Origin of the sequence: Bradyrhizobium sp. USDA 326 (genome assembly GCF_049739485.1) — a bacterium.
In the GTDB taxonomy this organism is placed as follows: Bacteria; Pseudomonadota; Alphaproteobacteria; order Rhizobiales; family Xanthobacteraceae; genus Bradyrhizobium.
The window spans coordinates 6,778,517-6,794,196 of the sequence record NZ_JBMGQA010000001.1; the positions used below are offsets into that span (position 1 = coordinate 6,778,517).

A 15,680-nucleotide genomic window follows, 5' to 3' on the forward strand; every position below is an offset into this window, starting at 1 on the left:
AGGGGCTCTCCATCGTGCACATTCGGCCACACAGCAGCGGGTTGAACGCAACGGACTGCCCTTTTGGTGGCACGAAGTCGGGCACTTCGTGTAGGTTCTTTGCCAATTTGTTGCTGCCTGCAATTCGATTCTGGGGATTTCAGAATGCGCTATCTCACCCTCCTCGCTTCGCTGATGTGCATGGCGCTGTCGGTCAGTGCCGCCAAGGCTGACCGCCGCGTCGCCTTCGTCGTCGGCAACGGCTCCTACAAGAACGTCGCGCAATTGCCGAACCCGCCGATCGACGCCAAGGCGATGGCAGCCACGCTGCGCAATGTCGGCTTCGAGGTCATCGAGGGCTCCAATCTCAGCCGCGACCAGATGACCGAGAAGCTGCTCGATTTCGGCCGCAAGGCGCAGGGCTCCGACATCGCGCTGTTCTATTATGCGGGCCACGGCATCGCCGTCGGCGGTACCAACTACCTGCTGCCCGTCGATGCCGACATCAAGACGGAGATGGACGTCAAGCTGGGCGCGGCCATCAACATCGACCTGACGCTCGAACAGACCATGGGTGATGCCAAGGTCAAGCTCGTCTTCCTGGATGCCTGCCGCGACAATCCGTTCGCCGCCAAGATCAAGTCGAACTCGGCGACCCGCAGCGTCAACGTGCAGAGCGGCCTTGCAGAGATGAAGTCCGGTGAAGGCACGCTGATCGCCTTCGCCACCGGTCCCGGCCAGACCGCGCTCGACGGCCAGGAGGGCAACAACAGCCCATTCACCCGTGCGCTGATCGACAACATCACGAGGCCCGGCGTCGAGATCCAACAGGCGATGACGTCCGTGCGCGCCCAGGTGAATGAAGAGACCCACAAGGGCCAGCTGCCCTGGGGCCATACCAACCTGATCGGCGCCGTTTATCTTAACCAGGCTCCGACGACCCAGGTCGCCAATGCGGCGCCGACCGCGTCCGGCATCGTGCCGGCGGCGGCCGGGGATGGTGTCGAGCTCGAATACTGGCGCTCGGTCAAGGAGTCCAACAAGCCCGAGGAGCTCAACGCCTACCTCACCGCCTACCCGAACGGCCAGTTCAAAGCGCTGGCGCTGGCGCGCCTCGCGGCGATCAAGAGCGGCGCCTCGACCGCGACCCGCACGCTCAACGCGGGCGTCGATCCCGCAACCTTCACGGATGAGGCCAGCCAAGTCACCGAGGACCAGATCGGCCTCGACAAGACCAAGCGCCGCGACGTGCAGCGTCGACTGACGGCGCTAGGGTTCGACACCAAGCAGACCGGCGTATTCAACGACGAGACGCGGTCCGTGCTCAAGCGCTGGCAGACCGCGCGGGGCTATCCCTCGTCGGGTTATCTCAACAAGAACCAGCACAAGGCCCTGCTCGCGGAGATGGTCGCTGCCCCGGCGACCGCGACCGACGCCAGCCAGAAGCCGGCCCGCCGCGCCAGCGCTCCGCCTCCCAGCAGCGCGCCGGCGCCGCAACAACGCAGCAGCCCCGGCGACGCCGCCGGCGCGGCCTTCGTCGGCGGTGTCGTCGGCGGAATGATGGGCGGCATGTTCCGCCGCTGAGGCAAAGCCATCGGCAACGCAAAAGCCCGGCTCACGCCGGGCTTTTCTATTTGCGACGGCGCTGCCGCGCACTCGTCATTGCGCTCGCCATGACGGAGCTGCCTACTTCCCCGCAGCTTTCCGTAGCGCCTCGTTGATGCGGTCCTGCCAGCCGGGACCGCCCTCCTGGAAGAACTCCAGCACGTCCTGATCGATGCGCAGGGTGACCTGCTCCTTGATGCCGGGAACGGCGTTCGGTTTGGGCGGCACCGGGGCGACCTTCGCCGTCACCTTCTTGAACGCCGCCTCGGCTTCCGTCCTGGCATCGCCCAGCGTACGCGGCCGTCTCGGTTGATCCGCCATGGCCTAGATTCCCTCGAACAACGCCGTGGAAAGATACCGCTCGGAGAACGACGGTACGATCGCCAGGATGGTTTTGCCGGCAGCTTCCGGCCGCCTGCCGATCTCGAGCGCGGCCGCAATCGCCGCGCCCGAGGAGATGCCGCCCGGAATGCCTTCATGCCGGGCCAGCGCGCGCGAGGTCTCAATCGCCGTCGTCGAGCTGACCTTCACGATCTCGTCGATCACGGCACGGTCGAGGATGTCAGGGATGAAGCCGGCACCGATGCCCTGGATCTTGTGCGGGGTATGCTGCCCCCCCGACAGCACCGGGCTCTCTTCCGGTTCGACCGCAACCACACGCAGCGAGGTCTTGCGTGGCTTGAGCACTTGGCCGACGCCGGTGATGGTGCCGCCGGTGCCGACGCCGGCCACGAAGAAATCAATGTTGCCGCCAGTGTCGTTCCAGATCTCCTCTGCGGTGGTACGGCGGTGCACCTCGGGATTGGCGAGGTTCTTGAACTGCTGTGGCATCACCGCGTTCGGGGTCGTCTTCACCAGTTCCTCGGCGGCGGCGATCGCGCCCTTCATGCCTTGCGCCGCTGGCGTCAGCACCAGTTCGGCGCCGAGAAAAGCCAGCATCTTGCGTCGTTCGATCGACATCGACTCCGGCATCACCAGCTTGAGCCGGTAGCCGCGGGAAGCCGCGACGAAGGCGAGCGCAATACCGGTATTGCCGGAGGTCGGCTCGATCAGCACGGTGTCGGGCTTGACGATGCCCGCCTTCTCCATCGCGATGATCATGGCCGCGCCGATGCGGTCCTTCACGCTCGCTGCAGGATTGAAATATTCCAGTTTTGCCAAAATGGTCGCATTTGCGCCGTGCATGCCGGGCAGCCGGCGCAAGCGCACGATGGGCGTGTTGCCGAAGGCGTCGACGATCGAGTCATAGATCCGGCCCCGGCCGGCTTGGTGCGCTGCACCCGTGGTGGACGATGCGTCCATGATGAACTCCCTGCGGCGACGATCTGCAGTTCTGTCGCGATCATTGCGCAGTTACAGACAGCTTGCGGCGACACGCAAGCGACAATGCGACACATGTTAAATACGCTGCATCGCAAAATCGCGTGAGCGGAAAAAAACAGAAAACCTACGCATTTGTGTTGCGACCTCGTCAACCGCTTCTGCTTATGTTAGGCTTAAGTCTCAAGCAGAGAGGTCACCACGATGTCAGCAATTGCTGAAGTGTTGTCGACCGTCGCGCCGAACCGCGATCCTCGTTGCAGCGAGCTGCCGACCTGTCCTGTCTGCGCCGACTCCATGGTCGCCGCCGAAGCATCCGCCTACATCTCGGATCACGTGATCAGCTATCTCTGGACCTGCGACAATTGCGGCTATGGCTTCGTAACCAAGCACGCCCTGAAGCAACGCTTCACCTGCAACTGATCTAGATTTGCAACTGATCTAGCGCGGGGCGATGTCGCCCCTCGCCCAGTCCTCGCGCGTGCGCTGATAGAACTCATCGAATTTTCCCTGCGCGATCGCACCTCTGATGCCCTGCATCAGGAACTGGTAGTAAGCGATATTGATCTCGGACAGCAGCATCGCGCCGAGCGTCTCGCCCGCCTTGACGAGATGGTGCAGATAGGCGCGCGCGTAGTTGCGCGCCGCAGGCCATGAGCTCCCTTCGTCGAGCGGACGCGGATCGTCGGCATGGCGCGCATTGCGCAAATTCACCTGGCCGAAGCGCGTGAAAGCCACGCCGTGCCGGCCATTGCGCGTCGGCATCACGCAATCAAACATGTCGATGCCGCGCTTCACGGCTTCGAGAATGTCGTCAGGCGTGCCGACGCCCATCAGGTAGCGCGGGCGCTCTCGCGGCAGCAATGGTGCGGTCTCGTCGATCATCGCCAGCATCACCGCCTGCGGTTCGCCAACCGCAAGACCGCCGATCGCATAGCCATGGAAGCCGATCGCAACGAGACCTTCGGCGCTCGCATGACGCAGTTGGGGAATGTCGCCGCCCTGCACGATACCGAACAGCATGTAGCCGTCGGGGGCGCTCTCGAAGGCGCGCTTGCTTCTCTCGGCCCAGCGCAGCGACAATTGCATCGCGCGCTCGATGTCGGCGCGCTCGGCCGGTAGCCGCACGCATTCGTCCATCTGCATGGCAATGTCCGAGCCGAGCAAACGCTGCACCTCGATCGAGCGCTCCGGCGACAGCTCAACCTTGGCACCATCGATATGCGAGCGGAAGGTGACGGCGTTCTCGCTGACCTTGCGTAAATCCGCCAGCGACATCACCTGGAAGCCGCCGGAATCCGTCAGCATCGGTCCGTTCCAGCCGGTGAACCGCTGCAAGCCGCCGAGCGCGGCGATCCGCTCGGCGCTCGGACGCAGCATCAGATGATAGGTGTTGCCGAGCACGATGTCGGCACCGGCATCGCGCACCTCGCGCCAGTGCATCCCCTTCATGGCACCGGCGGTGCCGACCGGCATGAAGGCCGGCGTCCGCACCACGCCATGCGGCGTATTCAGCCGCCCGGTTCGCGCGGCGCCATCGGCGGCGAGCACTTCAAAGTGATTGGGAAGATCATTGTCGGGATTCATGGCCGTGCTTATTGCGTGTCGGAGCAGGCCGATCAACCCGCCAGGCCGGGCTCCGGCCGACTTCTGCTCCAGACTGCGACACCAACCAGTCCGAGGATAGGTGGCGCCCATCCTTGCCAAATAAAACGATACAGTGTAGTTTTATCCTTAGGGCTGGACGAGACGCCGCGGCGAATTTGCCGGCGGCAGTAAATGCATGATCGCCAGCCACCGACAATGCCCACCCCTTCATATTCGACCGACGCATCCGTCTCCTCGTGTGACCGGATCGGGCAGACAATCGTCCGCCTGATCGGATCGCTGGTCCTGATGTGCAGCCTGGCGCTCGGCGCCTGCACCTCCCTGCCGCGTACGCCCTATACGGCCTCCGAAGCCGGCACATCGCGCGTGCTCGATATCGAGGGCCTCCGGCGCTACGCGGACGATCCCGTCACGAAATTCAGCTTCGAGAAGGACAGCAGCATCGCGACCAAGACCTATCTGGCGCTATCCGGCGGCGGTGCTGACGGCGCCTACGGCGTCGGCGTGCTCAACGGCTGGACCGCGGCCAGAAACCGCCCCACCTTCTCGGTCGTCTCGGGTGTGAGCACCGGCGGCCTGATCGCGCCCTTCGCCTTCCTCGGCTCGCAATATGACGGCACGCTGAAGGAGGTCTACACCAGTGGCATCGCCGAGAGCCTCTTGAACGATCCCAGCATCGTGCGCGTGCTGTTCGGATCCGGCCTGTTCGGCAACACCCGCCTGCGCGAGCTGGTCGCGCGCTATGTCGGACCCGAGATCATGGCCCAGGTCGCGCGCGAACATGCCAAGGGCCGGACCTTGCTGGTTGTGACGACCGACCTCGATACCCAGCGCACCGTGATCTGGGACATGGGCAAGATCGCCGCGGTCGGAACGCCCGAAGCCCTGAAGCTGTTTCGCGACGTGATGGCGGCCTCGGCCAGCATTCCCCTGGTGTTTCCGCCGATCATGATCGACGCCGAAGGCCAGGGCCGCAAATTTCAGGAGATGCATGTCGACGGCGGCGTGACGGCCCCGGTGCTGACATTGCCGGAGGCCCTGCTGTTCCAGAGCGGACGCCTGCCCGGCAGTGCGAAGATGGACATCTACATCCTCGTCAACAAGAAGATCGAACGCAACTTCGAGCTCGTCTCCAATGGCACCATCGACGTTGCCTCACGCAGCCTGTCGGCGATCACCCAGTCGCAGACGCGCTCGATCATCCTCTCGACTTACGATTTCGCCAAGCGCAACCGACTGGGCTTCCATCTCTCCTACATCGCGCGCGATTACCCCGCCCCGCCCTCGGAAAGGTTCGATACCACCTATATGCGGGCGCTGTATCAGTACGGATACGAGAAGGCCGCATCCGGCCAGGCCTGGACCTCGACACTTCCGTGAACCGGCGCGAAGGAACGAGGCCGGATCGAGACCGTTGACGATGCGGCCATTTCGGCCAGATTCGCGATGACGCCCCGGCTGCTGCGCGTTATAGAGCTAAAGACGACTGTCAGAAACGCGCAGGAATCATTGGGCATGGGATTGACTGCGACCAGGACAAGACCGGCAGCGCCACGGCACGAGATGCCTAAATCCCGCGGCGGCCGGCCGACGAAAACTGCTGCGATCGAGCGCGACCAGCGGCTGATCGAGGTCGCCACCCGGCTTTTCCTGGATCGGGGTTTCGAGGCGACTTCGCTCGACGCGGTCGCGGAAGCGGCCCGGGTGAGCAAGCCCACGGTCTATTCGCGCTATGGCGACAAGCGCGGGCTATTCGCGGCCGTGCTGAGGCGGGAAATCGCGCGCTGGCTCGCGCCGCTGTCGGCCGCGGCAGAGACCCAGCTGAGCAGCGCCGCGGACATCCCGGTCGAGCAGCAACTGGTCGAGATCGGACGCGAGATGCTGACCTTCACCTGCGGCCCCGATGCCGTCGCCTTCAGCCGCATGATGACGGCACAGGCCATCAACTTCCCCGACGTCGCCAAGCTCGGCAAGGAGGAAGGCTGGCTCAAGGCCGTCGCCACCACGGCGCGCTTCTTCGATCTTCTGGTGGCGCAAGGTGCGCTCGATGTCGAAGACACCACCATCGCAGCCGAGGTGTTCCTCGACGTCGTCGTCGGTCACACCCACCGCATGGCGACGTTCGGAACGGCGCTGGAGCTGAAGGCCGCGGAAAAGCGCATGCGCGCGGCGATCAGGCTGTTCCTGGCGGGCGCTCTGGGGCCTGCCGACCGCGTCCAGAACGCCGCCAAAGTCGCGCCGCGGCGCCGCTCCTCCCGCTGACAATTCCGTGAGATTGCGATCTTTCCCCAAGAGGGCCGGCGCAGAGTCATTGACCAAAATAAAACGATACGGTATGGTTTAATTGTAAGTTGGTACGGCCGCTTTTTCACCAGCCCCAAAGAGGTCCGGACCGCTTCGATCGTCACGGCAGGTGCAGCCCGCCGCGGCGCTCCGCGGCCGGCCTTTGCCCAAGGCCGGCCGCGAATTCTTTACGATCATCCGGCACACTCGCAGGCCGAAGGTTTCGAGCATGACGGCAGCCAGACGATGGACCTTACAACTGCTTGCGATCGCCTTGCCTGCGCTGCTCCTCGCCGCACCGGCGCAGGCGGTCGTGAGCGCGGACACGCCGACCGCGCTCCACAACGACACAGATGGTGATGCCGAAGCAGACCGCCAGGCAGTCGGCCGCGAAATCGAACGCTTCCGCAGCTCATCGATCACGATCAGTCAGGCCATGGCGATCGCCGAAGCCCGCCATGCCGGCGCCACCACCGCCGATGTGAGTTTCGACGGCGCTTCGGACGTGCCGGTCTACCGGGTGAAGACCCTGCACAACGACCGGATCTGGCGCCACACCATCAATGCCGCGACCGGCGAGCTCGTCGGTGGCGAGGCCGCCCTGCCCCTCAGCGAGCTCGACCACGAGGACCGCAGCAACCTCGCAGCGCTCGGTGCGATCAGGCACCGCCTTGCCGATGCCGTGCGCGTCGCCGAGCGCGCAGCCTCGGGCAAGGCCATCAGCGGTGGCCTCGTGCGCGAACGTGGCCGGCTCAATTTTGCGATCGTCGTGATCAGCGGCGACGACCTCACGGAGGTCATCCTGGAGCCGCCGGGCGCTCGAGCCAGATAGTGGCAGGTTCTCCCCCGGTGCCGACCGGGGCGAAAAGCCATTGACGGCCGCAAGACTCTCCCCCATAAGTCGCCGCCATGTTCACGACCACCAAACGCACGACCAAAACCACCACGGCCTCAGGGGCCCGGGGAGGCGTGCGCGCGTAGTCGTCGACGAAAACGCATCAGCTCTACCGAAGCCCCGCCCTCGATGGTCGGGGCTTTTTTGTTGTCTGGATTTCAAAAGCAATGGAGGACAAAGTGAGTAACGATCCCGTCGTCGCGATTGTCGGCGTCACCGGTGCGGTGGGCGCCGAATTCATCGCCACCATGGACAAGCGCGGCTTTCGCATCAGTAAGCTCAAGGCGCTCGCCAGCGCGCGCTCGGCCGGCAAGACGGTGTCATTCCGCGGCCAGAACGTCGTCATCGAGGAACTGACCGAGCGCGCCTTCGAGGGCGTCGACATTGCCCTGTTCTCCGCCGGCGGCAGCATCTCCAGGAAGTTCGCGCCGATCGCGGTCAAGGCCGGAGCGGTCGTGGTCGACAACTCCTCCGCCTTCCGCATGGACCCGAACGTGCCGCTGGTGATTCCCGAGATCAACGCCAGCCGCATCCGCGACCACAAGGGCATCATCGCCAATCCCAACTGCGCGGCGATCACCGCGCTGGTGCCGCTGTGGCCGATCCACCAGAAGAACCGCATCAAGCGCGTCATCATCTCGACCTATCAAGCCGCGTCCGGCGCCGGCGCAGCGGCGATGGAGGAGCTGGTCGAATCCACCCGCGCCAATCTCAACGGGCAGGTCTATACGCCCAGGGTGATGCCGCATCCCTACGCCTTCAACCTCTTCAACCACAACACGGCGATCGACCCCGACACCGGCTACAACGACGAGGAGACCAAGGTCATCAAGGAAACCCGCAAGATCTTCGAGGACGACAGCATCGCGGTCGGCGTCACCTGCGTCCGCGTGCCGGTGCTCCGCGCCCATTGCGAGGCCATCACCTTCGAGTGCGAGAGGCCGATTACCGAGGACCAAGTCCGCGCCATCATGGCGCAGGCACCGGGCGTGAAGGTCGTGGACGATCGCGCCAGGAACTACTTCCCGATGCCGATCGACGCCTCGGGCCAGGACGACGTGCTGGTCGGCCGCATCCGCAAGGACCTCAGCGATCCCTCGGGTCATTCGATCTCGATGTTCGTCGCGGCCGATCAACTGCTCAAGGGCGCGGCGCTGAACGCGGTGCAGATCGCGGAGCTCCTGCCGCAGCGGGTGATGGCATAACGCGCAAAATCTCGACCCGTCATCCCCGCGCAATGGCGAAGCCATTGTCGCTGGAGGTGCGAGCCGTGCAGCGCAAGGCGCTGCACGGGAGCCTTCGAAGGATGCACGGCCGAGATGTCGCAGCGGGGCGTCGCTCTTCGAGGCTCGCCGAAGAGGCGAGCACCTCAGGGTGACCGTGATAGATTTGCTCTACGCCCGAAACAGCAGGCATGCATCGCCGTACGAATAGAACCGGTATCCGCTCGCGATCGCATGCGCGTAGGCCTGCTTCATCGTCTCGAGCCCCGCGAAGGCCGAGACCAGCATGAACAGCGTCGACTTCGGTAGATGAAAATTGGTCATCAGGACATCGACCGCGCGGAAGCGATAGCCGGGCGTGATGAAGATCGAGGTTTCCGCTGCGAAGGGCCGGATCGTGCCGTCCTCGCTCGCTGCGCTCTCCAGCAGCCGCAATGACGTCGTGCCGACCGCAACGATGCGGCCGCCGTTCTTTCGCGCCGCGTTGAGCCGCTCCGCCGTTTCGGACGAGATCGTGCCCCACTCAGCGTGCATCTTGTGGCCTTCGGTGTCGTCGACCTTGACCGGCAGGAACGTCCCTGCCCCCACATGCAGCGTGATGCGGTTGAGGCCGACTTCGCGCGCGCGCAGCGCCTGCTCCAGCGCGGGCGTGAAATGCAGGCCTGCGGTCGGGGCCGCGACCGCACCTTCGGTCGCCGCGAACATGGTCTGGTAGTCCGCAAAATCCTGATCGTCGGGCTTGCGCTTCGCGGCGATGTAGGGCGGCAGCGGCGGGCTGCCGAGGTCGGCGATCGCCTGGTCGAGCGCCGGGCCGTGGAACGAGAACGACAGCGTCACCTCGCCCTCGCTGCCTTTGGCCTCGACCTCGGCATCGAGATGGCCGAGCAGGCAGACCTTGCCCTCATTGCCAAAGCGGATGCGGTCACCGGCCGTGAGCTTCTTCGCCGGCTTCACCAGCGCCTGCCAGCGCGAGCCGTCGAGCCGCTTGATCAGCGTCGCCTCGATCTTCGGCTCGGTCTCGCGGCCGATGCGGCGACCCTTCAGTTGCGCCGCGATCACCTTGGTATCGTTGACGACGAGCTGGTCGCCGGGCTTCAGCCATTGCGGCAGGTCGGAAATGACCTGATCGCGCAGCGCGCCGTTCTCGACGACCAGCATCTTCGCGGAGTCGCGCGGGCTCGCCGGACGCAACGCGATGCGCTCGGGCGGCAGGTCGAAATCGAAGAGATCGGTGCGCATGTTTCACTAGCACCGTCATTCCGGACGCCGCGCCTCAAGCGCGGCGATCCGGAATCCCGAGATTGTGCCACGAAATTCCGGGTTCGCGCCCAGGCGCGCCCCGGAATGACAGGTGACTATTCCTTGTCGGCCGCCATGCGCGCCTTGACGATCTTGTCCGGATTCATCACGGGCTCGCCGCGCTTGATCTTGTCGACGTTCTCCATGCCCTCGGTAACTTTGCCCCAGACCGTATACTGGTTGTCGAGGAAGCGGGCGTCGTCGAAGCAGATGAAGAACTGGCTGTCGCCGGAATCGGGGTTGGCGGCGCGGGCCATCGAGGCGGTGCCGCGCACATGCGGCTCCTTGTTGAACTCGGCCTTCAGCTTCTTGCCGGAGCCGCCGGTGCCGGTGCCGTGCGGGCAGCCGGTCTGCGCCATGAAGCCCTCGATCACGCGGTGGAACACGATGCCGTCATAGAAGCCCTCGCGCACGAGCTCCTTGATGCGCGCGACGTGGCCGGGCGCGAGATCTGGCCGCATCTCGATGGTGACGGGGCCCTGCGTGGTCTCGAGGATCAGGGTGTTTTCGGTGACGCTCATGCTCGTCTCTCTTGTGTTGGGGGTGAAGTCTTCCGGTTGCGGAACTGGATCGCGAATGGACGTCCCGCGGCGGCGCCGGCCATTGCATCGGTAAATGGCATCGGCGTGCAACGTTGCAACGCCTCCATCACCGCGATCCGGTATTGCAGCCGGTCGTTGTCGGAAGCCTCCGCGGATTCATAGGTAATCCTCGGATGGCCCAGGATGTTTCCAGCCCGGTTAAAGCTCACCACGACGGTGATGTCGAGGGGGCGAGCCTTGGCCGGCGACGGCGGTCTCCAGCAGGTGCTCAGGTGCCGGAAGATGTCCTGGATGGTGTTGACCTGCGCGTCCTGCGCGGCCGTGCTGGAGACGCCGAGCAGCAGCATCGCAGCAACCAGCAGGAGCTTGCCACCGCGGCGCGCCATGGCCGCTGCTATTTGATGTCGGAGGCGACCTGAACCTTAACCATCTTGTCGGGATCGGTGACGCTGCCGCCGGGCGAGCCCGCGGGCGCCTTCTTCAGCTTGTCGACGACGTCCATGCCCTGCACCACCTCGCCGATCACGGTGTACTGGCCATCGAGGCTGCCGCCATCGGCGAACATGATGAAGAACTGCGAGTTGGCGCTATCGACGCTGTCGCCGCGCCGGGCCATGCCGACGATGCCGCGGGCAAAATGCACCTTGGAGAATTCCTGCTTCAGGTTCGGGTATTTCGAGCCGCCGGTGCCGTTGAAGTTCTGGCCGTCGCCCGTCTGCGCCATGAAGCCGTCCATCACGCGGTGGAACGGCACGTTGTTGTAGAAGCCCTCGCGCGCGAGCTGCTTGATGCGCTCGGCATGTTGCGGCGCGATGTCGGTCCTGAGCTTGATGACGATGCGGCCCTTGGTGCTGTCGATGACGATGGCGTTGGCCTTGTCGAGATTTGCCGGCAATTGCTGCGCCACCGCCGGCACCGCGAACAGAAGCGCGGCAAGAACTGCGAGAATTCGGATCATGACAACTCCGGTCAGGATGAGAAAGGAAGCGGGCCGTTATCCGGCGAATTTGGCCTTGAGCTGTGCCGCGACCTGCGGCGGGACAAAGGCCGAGACATCCCCGCCCATGCCCGCGATCTGGCGCACCAAAGTGGCGGTGATCGGGCGGACCATGGGAGAGGCGGGCAGGAAGACGGTATGCACCTCCGGCGCCATCGCCTCGTTCATGCCGGCGAGCTGCATCTCGTAATCGAGGTCGGTGCCGTCGCGCAGGCCCCGGATCATGATCGTCGCGCCGTGCTTGCGCGCCGAGGTGACCGACAGATCGTCGAAGGTCACGGCCTCGAGCACACAGCCGGCCTGGGCTGCCACGGGCCCGCAAACGTCATGGAGCATCTTCAGCCGCTCCTCGGTGGAGAACAGCGGCTTCTTGCCCGGGTGCACCCCGATCGCGACCACGAGCCTGTCGCACAGCGAAGCGCCGTGCCGGACCACGTCCAGGTGGCCGTTGGTGATGGGATCGAAGGAACCGGGATAGAAGGCAATGCGCGGCATGGCTTCCTCCTACCGCGCCCGGCCCGGCCCGGCAAGCCGGACGGGTTCCTTGCCCGCTTCCTGGTACGTCACCCGGAAATGTCTCGCCGGACGTGTCGGTCATGGCTGGTTTGTTTCGTCCCCGGGCAGCCACGAAACAAAACGGAGCGAGAACGAAACCATTTCCCGCATCGGCGAAGACGTCCGGAAACTGGCCATGGTTACTCATCCGGTCAACGAATGACGGGCCGCACACCGCGCGTGAGCGGCCGCATCACAGGGGACCGTCAATGATCAAGACCCTTTCAGCGATCGCACTCTCTGCATGTGTTGCCGCAGCCCTCACTCTCCTGCCCGGCTTTGCCCCCACCGTCGAAGCCAGCGTGCCGCAGCCGTTGGCCAAGAGCGACCGGCTCGACATCCGCAACATCGGAAAGGACTGCTCGCAGCAGGCTTGGCCGAACTTCGAGGCCTCCTGCCTGCGCACCGCCGGCACGAAGACCAATGTCCGTGAGGCGCGCCTCGTCACCGCCGACCGCACCCCGTAGCCGCGGCCTGACGATTTCGTGCCAGCTAGGCGGTTCGTAGCCCGGATCGAGCGCTGCGCATTCGGCGCTACGTGCCTGAACGTTACTCCCCGTTCGTCCCGTTGCCGCTCTCGGCCTCTTCCGTGATGTGCTCGACCGACACCACGTGCTCGTCCTCGGCGGTGTCGAACACGATCACGCCTTGCGTCGAGCGGCCGGCAATGCGGATGCCCTCGACGGGGCAGCGGATCAGCTGGCCCTTGTCGGTCACCAGCATGATCTGGTCGGCGTCCTCTACCGGGAACGACGCCACGAGGTTGCCGTTGCGGTTATTGACGCTCATGGCGACGATGCCTTTGCCGCCGCGGCCCGTCGTCCGGTACTCGTAGGACGAGGTCCGCTTGCCGTAACCGTTGACGGAGACGGTCAGCACGACCTGCTCCTGCGCCGACATCTCGGCATAGCGCTCCTGCGACAGCTGGAAGCTCCCGGAGGTCTCCTCGGCCTCGGCATCGGCCGGAGCCTCTTCCGCCGCGGCTTCGCCGGCCACCGCTCGGCGCATCTTCAGGTACGCCGAGCGCTCGTCGGACGCGGTCTCGACATGGCGCAGGATCGCCAGCGAGATCACCTTGTCGCCCTCGGCAAGCGCGATGCCACGCACGCCCATCGAGGTGCGTCCGGTGAACACGCGCACGTCGGTGACGGGGAAGCGGATGCACTGGCCGCCGGCAGCCGTCAGCAGCACGTCGTCGCGCTCGGTGCAGATCTGCACGTCGACGATTGCTTCGGTGTCGTCGAGCTTCATCGCGATGATGCCGGAGCGGCGGACATCGACGAAGTCGGACAGCTTGTTGCGCCGGACGTTGCCGCCGGTGGTGGCGAACATCACGTCGAGCTCGCCCCAGGTCGATTCGTCCTCCGGCAGCGGCATGATGGTGGTGATGCGCTCGCCCTGCTCGAGAGGGAGGATGTTGATCAGCGCCTTGCCGCGCGCGTTCGGCGCGGCCATCGGCAGCCGCCAGACCTTCTCCTTGTAGACCTGGCCGCGCGAGGAGAAGAACAGCACCGGAGTATGGGTCGAGGCGACAAAGAGCCGGCTGACGAAATCCTCGTCGCGGGTCTGCATGCCGGAGCGGCCCTTGCCGCCGCGGCGCTGCGCCCGGTAGGCCGACAGCGGCACGCGCTTGACGTAACCGGCGTGCGAAACGGTGACGACCATGTCCTCGCGCTGGATCAGGTCCTCGTCCTCGACCTCGCCTTCCTGCTCCATGATCACGGTGCGGCGCGGTGTGGCGAACTCCGCCTTCACCTCGGCAAGCTCGGTCTTGATGATATCAAGCACGCGCTCGCGCGAGCGCAGGATGTCGAGATAATCGGCGATCTCACCGGCGAGCTTGTCGAGTTCGTCGCGGATTTCGTCACGGCCGAGTGCGGTCAGGCGCTGAAGACGCAGATCGAGAATAGCCCTCGCTTGTTCCATCGACAGCCGGATCGTGCCACCCTCACTCATGCGGTGACGCGGATCGTCGATCAGCGTCAGCATGTCCTCGACGTCCCGGGCCGGCCAGTCGCGCGACATCAGAGTGTCGCGGGCGGTGGTCGGGTCGGGCGAGCTCCGGATGACGCGGATCATCTCGTCGATATTGGCGACCGCGATCGCGAGACCGACCAGGATATGCGCCCGATCCCGCGCCTTGGCGAGCAGGTACTTGGTGCGCCGCGTGACGACTCGCTCACGGAAGTCGACGAAGATCGTCAGCAGCTCCTTCAGATGCATGATCCGCGGACGGCCGCTGTCGAGCGCCACCATGTTGACGCCGAAGCTCGTCTGCAGCGGCGTGAATCTGTACAGCTGGTTCAGCACCACATCCGGCACAGCGTCGCGCTTCAACTCGACGACGACGCGGTAGCCTTCGCGGTCGGATTCATCGCGCAGATCGGCGATGCCCTCGATCTTCTTTTCCTTCACCAGTTCGGCGATGCGCTCGACCATCGTCGCCTTGTTCACCTGGTACGGAATCTCGGTGATGATGAGTGCCTCGCGCTCCTTGCGGATGGTCTCGATCGCGACCTTGCCGCGCATGACGACCGAGCCGCGGCCGAGGTGATAGGCGGCGCGGATGCCCGCGCGGCCGAGAATGACGCCGCCGGTCGGGAAGTCAGGTCCCGGCACGATGTTGATGAGTTCGTCGATGGTGAGCGCAGGGTTGTCGATCAGAGCGACGCAGGCGTCGACGACCTCGCCGAGGTTGTGCGGCGGGATGTTGGTCGCCATGCCGACCGCGATGCCGCCCGCGCCGTTGACCAGAAGGTTCGGGAACTTTGCCGGCAAGACCGACGGCTCGGTCTCGTTGTTGTCGTAGTTCGGCTGGAAGTCGACGGTGTCCTTGTCGATGTCGGCCAGCAGAGCCAACGCCGCCTTCGTCAGGCGCGCTTCGGTGTAACGATAGGCGGCCGCCGGATCGCCGTCGACCGAGCCGAAATTGCCCTGGCCGTCGATCAGCGGCACGCGCATCGAGAAGTCCTGCGCCATGCGAACCATGGCGTCGTAGATCGATTGGTCGCCGTGCGGGTGATATTTACCGATGACGTCGCCGACCACGCGAGCGGACTTGACGTACTTCTTGTCGGGTGTGTGCCCCTGCTCGTTCATCGAGTACAGGATGCGGCGGTGCACCGGCTTCAGACCGTCGCGCGCATCGGGCAGCGCCCGCGCCACGATCACGCTCATGGCATAATCGAGATAGGACTTCTTCATCTCCTCGAAGATGGAGACGGGGCGAATGTCCGTGGGATGCGCCGGCTGGTCGCCGGGCTTGTTGTCGTCGTCAGCCAAGGGGAAATCCGGTGAGGTTTATCTAGGAATCATATAGCGTATCGAGGCTCGGATAACCACCCTCGCGGGGTGTCGATAAGCGCTTTTTCCGC

Annotated in this window: 17 protein-coding genes; 8 read left to right on the top strand and 9 right to left on the bottom strand. The window is 64.8% G+C overall.

Features of this window, described 5'->3' with window-relative positions; all coding sequences use genetic code 11:
* Positions 1-144 precede the first annotated feature (144 nt).
* Positions 145-1,563 (top strand): caspase family protein, encoded by a 1,419-nt coding sequence (locus ABIG06_RS31970; protein WP_370139947.1) that lies wholly within the window; start codon positions 145-147, stop codon positions 1,561-1,563.
* Between the two features lie 102 nt (positions 1,564-1,665).
* Here the strand turns inward: ABIG06_RS31970 and ABIG06_RS31975 are convergent, their stop codons facing one another.
* Both ABIG06_RS31975 and cysK read right to left on the bottom strand, forming a co-directional pair.
* A complete protein-coding gene (locus ABIG06_RS31975) occupies positions 1,666-1,905 on the bottom strand; it encodes a BrnA antitoxin family protein (protein WP_124158233.1) in 240 nt (79 codons plus the stop codon).
* A 3-nt stretch (positions 1,906-1,908) separates the two neighbouring features.
* The gene (cysK, locus tag ABIG06_RS31980; protein ID WP_370139948.1) at positions 1,909-2,886 is read right to left on the bottom strand and encodes a cysteine synthase A; all 978 of its coding nucleotides are present in this window, start codon (positions 2,884-2,886) and stop codon (positions 1,909-1,911) included.
* A 222-nt stretch (positions 2,887-3,108) separates the two neighbouring features.
* Here cysK and ABIG06_RS31985 point away from each other — a divergent pair, with 222 nt between their 5' ends.
* Positions 3,109-3,327 carry a hypothetical protein gene (locus tag ABIG06_RS31985; RefSeq protein ID WP_124158231.1) on the top strand — a complete coding sequence of 73 codons (219 nt, stop codon included), beginning with the start codon at positions 3,109-3,111 and terminating at the stop codon, positions 3,325-3,327.
* Positions 3,328-3,345: 18 nt separating this feature from the next.
* Here the strand turns inward: ABIG06_RS31985 and tgt are convergent, their stop codons facing one another.
* Entirely contained in the window at positions 3,346-4,491 is a 1,146-nt protein-coding gene (gene tgt, locus ABIG06_RS31990) for a tRNA guanosine(34) transglycosylase Tgt (protein ID WP_124158230.1), read from the bottom strand.
* A 216-nt stretch (positions 4,492-4,707) separates the two neighbouring features.
* On the opposite strand from tgt, the gene ABIG06_RS31995 reads away from it, so the two are divergent.
* The 4 genes from ABIG06_RS31995 to ABIG06_RS32010 all read left to right on the top strand — a co-directional run bounded on the left by ABIG06_RS31995 (position 4,708) and on the right by ABIG06_RS32010 (position 8,895).
* Complete coding sequence (locus tag ABIG06_RS31995; protein WP_370139950.1) at positions 4,708-5,892, top strand: patatin-like phospholipase family protein; 1,185 nt, start codon at positions 4,708-4,710, stop codon at positions 5,890-5,892.
* Between the two features lie 135 nt (positions 5,893-6,027).
* The gene (locus tag ABIG06_RS32000; protein ID WP_370139951.1) at positions 6,028-6,774 is read left to right on the top strand and encodes a TetR/AcrR family transcriptional regulator; all 747 of its coding nucleotides are present in this window, start codon (positions 6,028-6,030) and stop codon (positions 6,772-6,774) included.
* A gap of 250 nt (positions 6,775-7,024) precedes the next feature.
* A complete protein-coding gene (locus tag ABIG06_RS32005) occupies positions 7,025-7,627 on the top strand; it encodes a PepSY domain-containing protein (RefSeq protein ID WP_370140963.1) in 603 nt (200 codons plus the stop codon).
* 230 nt (positions 7,628-7,857) lie between these two features.
* Positions 7,858-8,895: an aspartate-semialdehyde dehydrogenase gene (locus tag ABIG06_RS32010; protein ID WP_370139952.1), complete on the top strand. Its 1,038-nt coding sequence runs from the start codon at positions 7,858-7,860 to the stop codon at positions 8,893-8,895.
* A 189-nt stretch (positions 8,896-9,084) separates the two neighbouring features.
* Here ABIG06_RS32010 and queA read toward each other — a convergent pair whose 3' ends face one another.
* The 5 genes from queA to coaD form a co-directional block, all read right to left on the bottom strand.
* The gene (gene queA / locus ABIG06_RS32015; protein WP_124158225.1) at positions 9,085-10,152 is read right to left on the bottom strand and encodes a tRNA preQ1(34) S-adenosylmethionine ribosyltransferase-isomerase QueA; all 1,068 of its coding nucleotides are present in this window, start codon (positions 10,150-10,152) and stop codon (positions 9,085-9,087) included.
* Positions 10,153-10,268: 116 nt separating this feature from the next.
* Positions 10,269-10,733, bottom strand: coding sequence for a peptidylprolyl isomerase (locus ABIG06_RS32020; RefSeq protein ID WP_028180549.1), 465 nt, complete (start codon positions 10,731-10,733; stop codon positions 10,269-10,271).
* Positions 10,730-11,140 carry a hypothetical protein gene (locus ABIG06_RS32025; protein WP_370139953.1) on the bottom strand — a complete coding sequence of 137 codons (411 nt, stop codon included), beginning with the start codon at positions 11,138-11,140 and terminating at the stop codon, positions 10,730-10,732. Before ABIG06_RS32025 ends, ABIG06_RS32020 begins: the two co-directional genes overlap by 4 nt.
* Positions 11,141-11,148: 8 nt before the next feature.
* Entirely contained in the window at positions 11,149-11,712 is a 564-nt protein-coding gene (locus ABIG06_RS32030; RefSeq protein WP_124158223.1) for a peptidylprolyl isomerase, read from the bottom strand.
* A 36-nt stretch (positions 11,713-11,748) separates the two neighbouring features.
* Positions 11,749-12,246, bottom strand: a complete 498-nt coding sequence (coaD, locus tag ABIG06_RS32035) for a pantetheine-phosphate adenylyltransferase (protein ID WP_124158222.1) — start codon at positions 12,244-12,246, stop codon at positions 11,749-11,751.
* Here coaD and ABIG06_RS32040 point away from each other — a divergent pair.
* Positions 12,236-12,469, top strand: a complete 234-nt coding sequence (locus tag ABIG06_RS32040; protein ID WP_370139954.1) for a hypothetical protein — start codon at positions 12,236-12,238, stop codon at positions 12,467-12,469. The genes coaD and ABIG06_RS32040 overlap by 11 nt on opposite strands.
* Positions 12,470-12,515: 46 nt before the next feature.
* Positions 12,516-12,773: a hypothetical protein gene (locus tag ABIG06_RS32045; RefSeq protein ID WP_124158220.1), complete on the top strand. Its 258-nt coding sequence runs from the start codon at positions 12,516-12,518 to the stop codon at positions 12,771-12,773.
* A gap of 82 nt (positions 12,774-12,855) precedes the next feature.
* Here ABIG06_RS32045 and gyrA read toward each other — a convergent pair whose 3' ends face one another.
* Positions 12,856-15,588 carry a DNA gyrase subunit A gene (gene gyrA / locus ABIG06_RS32050; protein ID WP_370139955.1) on the bottom strand — a complete coding sequence of 911 codons (2,733 nt, stop codon included), beginning with the start codon at positions 15,586-15,588 and terminating at the stop codon, positions 12,856-12,858.
* Positions 15,589-15,680 lie beyond the last annotated feature (92 nt).

Bases quoted from the DNA above. Each gene is read 5' to 3' on its own strand.
- tgt (WP_124158230.1), bottom strand. From the start codon at position 4,491: ATGAATCCCGACAATGATCTTCCCAATCACTTTGAAGTGCTCGCCGCC.
- ABIG06_RS32005 (WP_370140963.1), top strand. From the start codon at position 7,025: ATGACGGCAGCCAGACGATGGACCTTACAACTGCTTGCGATCGCCTTG.
- ABIG06_RS31995 (WP_370139950.1), top strand. From the start codon at position 4,708: ATGCCCACCCCTTCATATTCGACCGACGCATCCGTCTCCTCGTGTGAC.
- coaD (WP_124158222.1), bottom strand. From the start codon at position 12,246: ATGCCGCGCATTGCCTTCTATCCCGGTTCCTTCGATCCCATCACCAAC.
- ABIG06_RS32030 (WP_124158223.1), bottom strand. From the start codon at position 11,712: ATGATCCGAATTCTCGCAGTTCTTGCCGCGCTTCTGTTCGCGGTGCCG.
- ABIG06_RS32025 (WP_370139953.1), bottom strand. From the start codon at position 11,140: ATGGCGCGCCGCGGTGGCAAGCTCCTGCTGGTTGCTGCGATGCTGCTG.
- ABIG06_RS32020 (WP_028180549.1), bottom strand. From the start codon at position 10,733: ATGAGCGTCACCGAAAACACCCTGATCCTCGAGACCACGCAGGGCCCC.
- ABIG06_RS32045 (WP_124158220.1), top strand. From the start codon at position 12,516: ATGATCAAGACCCTTTCAGCGATCGCACTCTCTGCATGTGTTGCCGCA.
- ABIG06_RS32040 (WP_370139954.1), top strand. From the start codon at position 12,236: ATGCGCGGCATGGCTTCCTCCTACCGCGCCCGGCCCGGCCCGGCAAGC.
- ABIG06_RS31970 (WP_370139947.1), top strand. From the start codon at position 145: ATGCGCTATCTCACCCTCCTCGCTTCGCTGATGTGCATGGCGCTGTCG.
- queA (WP_124158225.1), bottom strand. From the start codon at position 10,152: ATGCGCACCGATCTCTTCGATTTCGACCTGCCGCCCGAGCGCATCGCG.
- ABIG06_RS31975 (WP_124158233.1), bottom strand. From the start codon at position 1,905: ATGGCGGATCAACCGAGACGGCCGCGTACGCTGGGCGATGCCAGGACG.
- ABIG06_RS31985 (WP_124158231.1), top strand. From the start codon at position 3,109: ATGTCAGCAATTGCTGAAGTGTTGTCGACCGTCGCGCCGAACCGCGAT.
- ABIG06_RS32000 (WP_370139951.1), top strand. From the start codon at position 6,028: ATGGGATTGACTGCGACCAGGACAAGACCGGCAGCGCCACGGCACGAG.
- cysK (WP_370139948.1), bottom strand. From the start codon at position 2,886: ATGGACGCATCGTCCACCACGGGTGCAGCGCACCAAGCCGGCCGGGGC.
- ABIG06_RS32010 (WP_370139952.1), top strand. From the start codon at position 7,858: ATGGAGGACAAAGTGAGTAACGATCCCGTCGTCGCGATTGTCGGCGTC.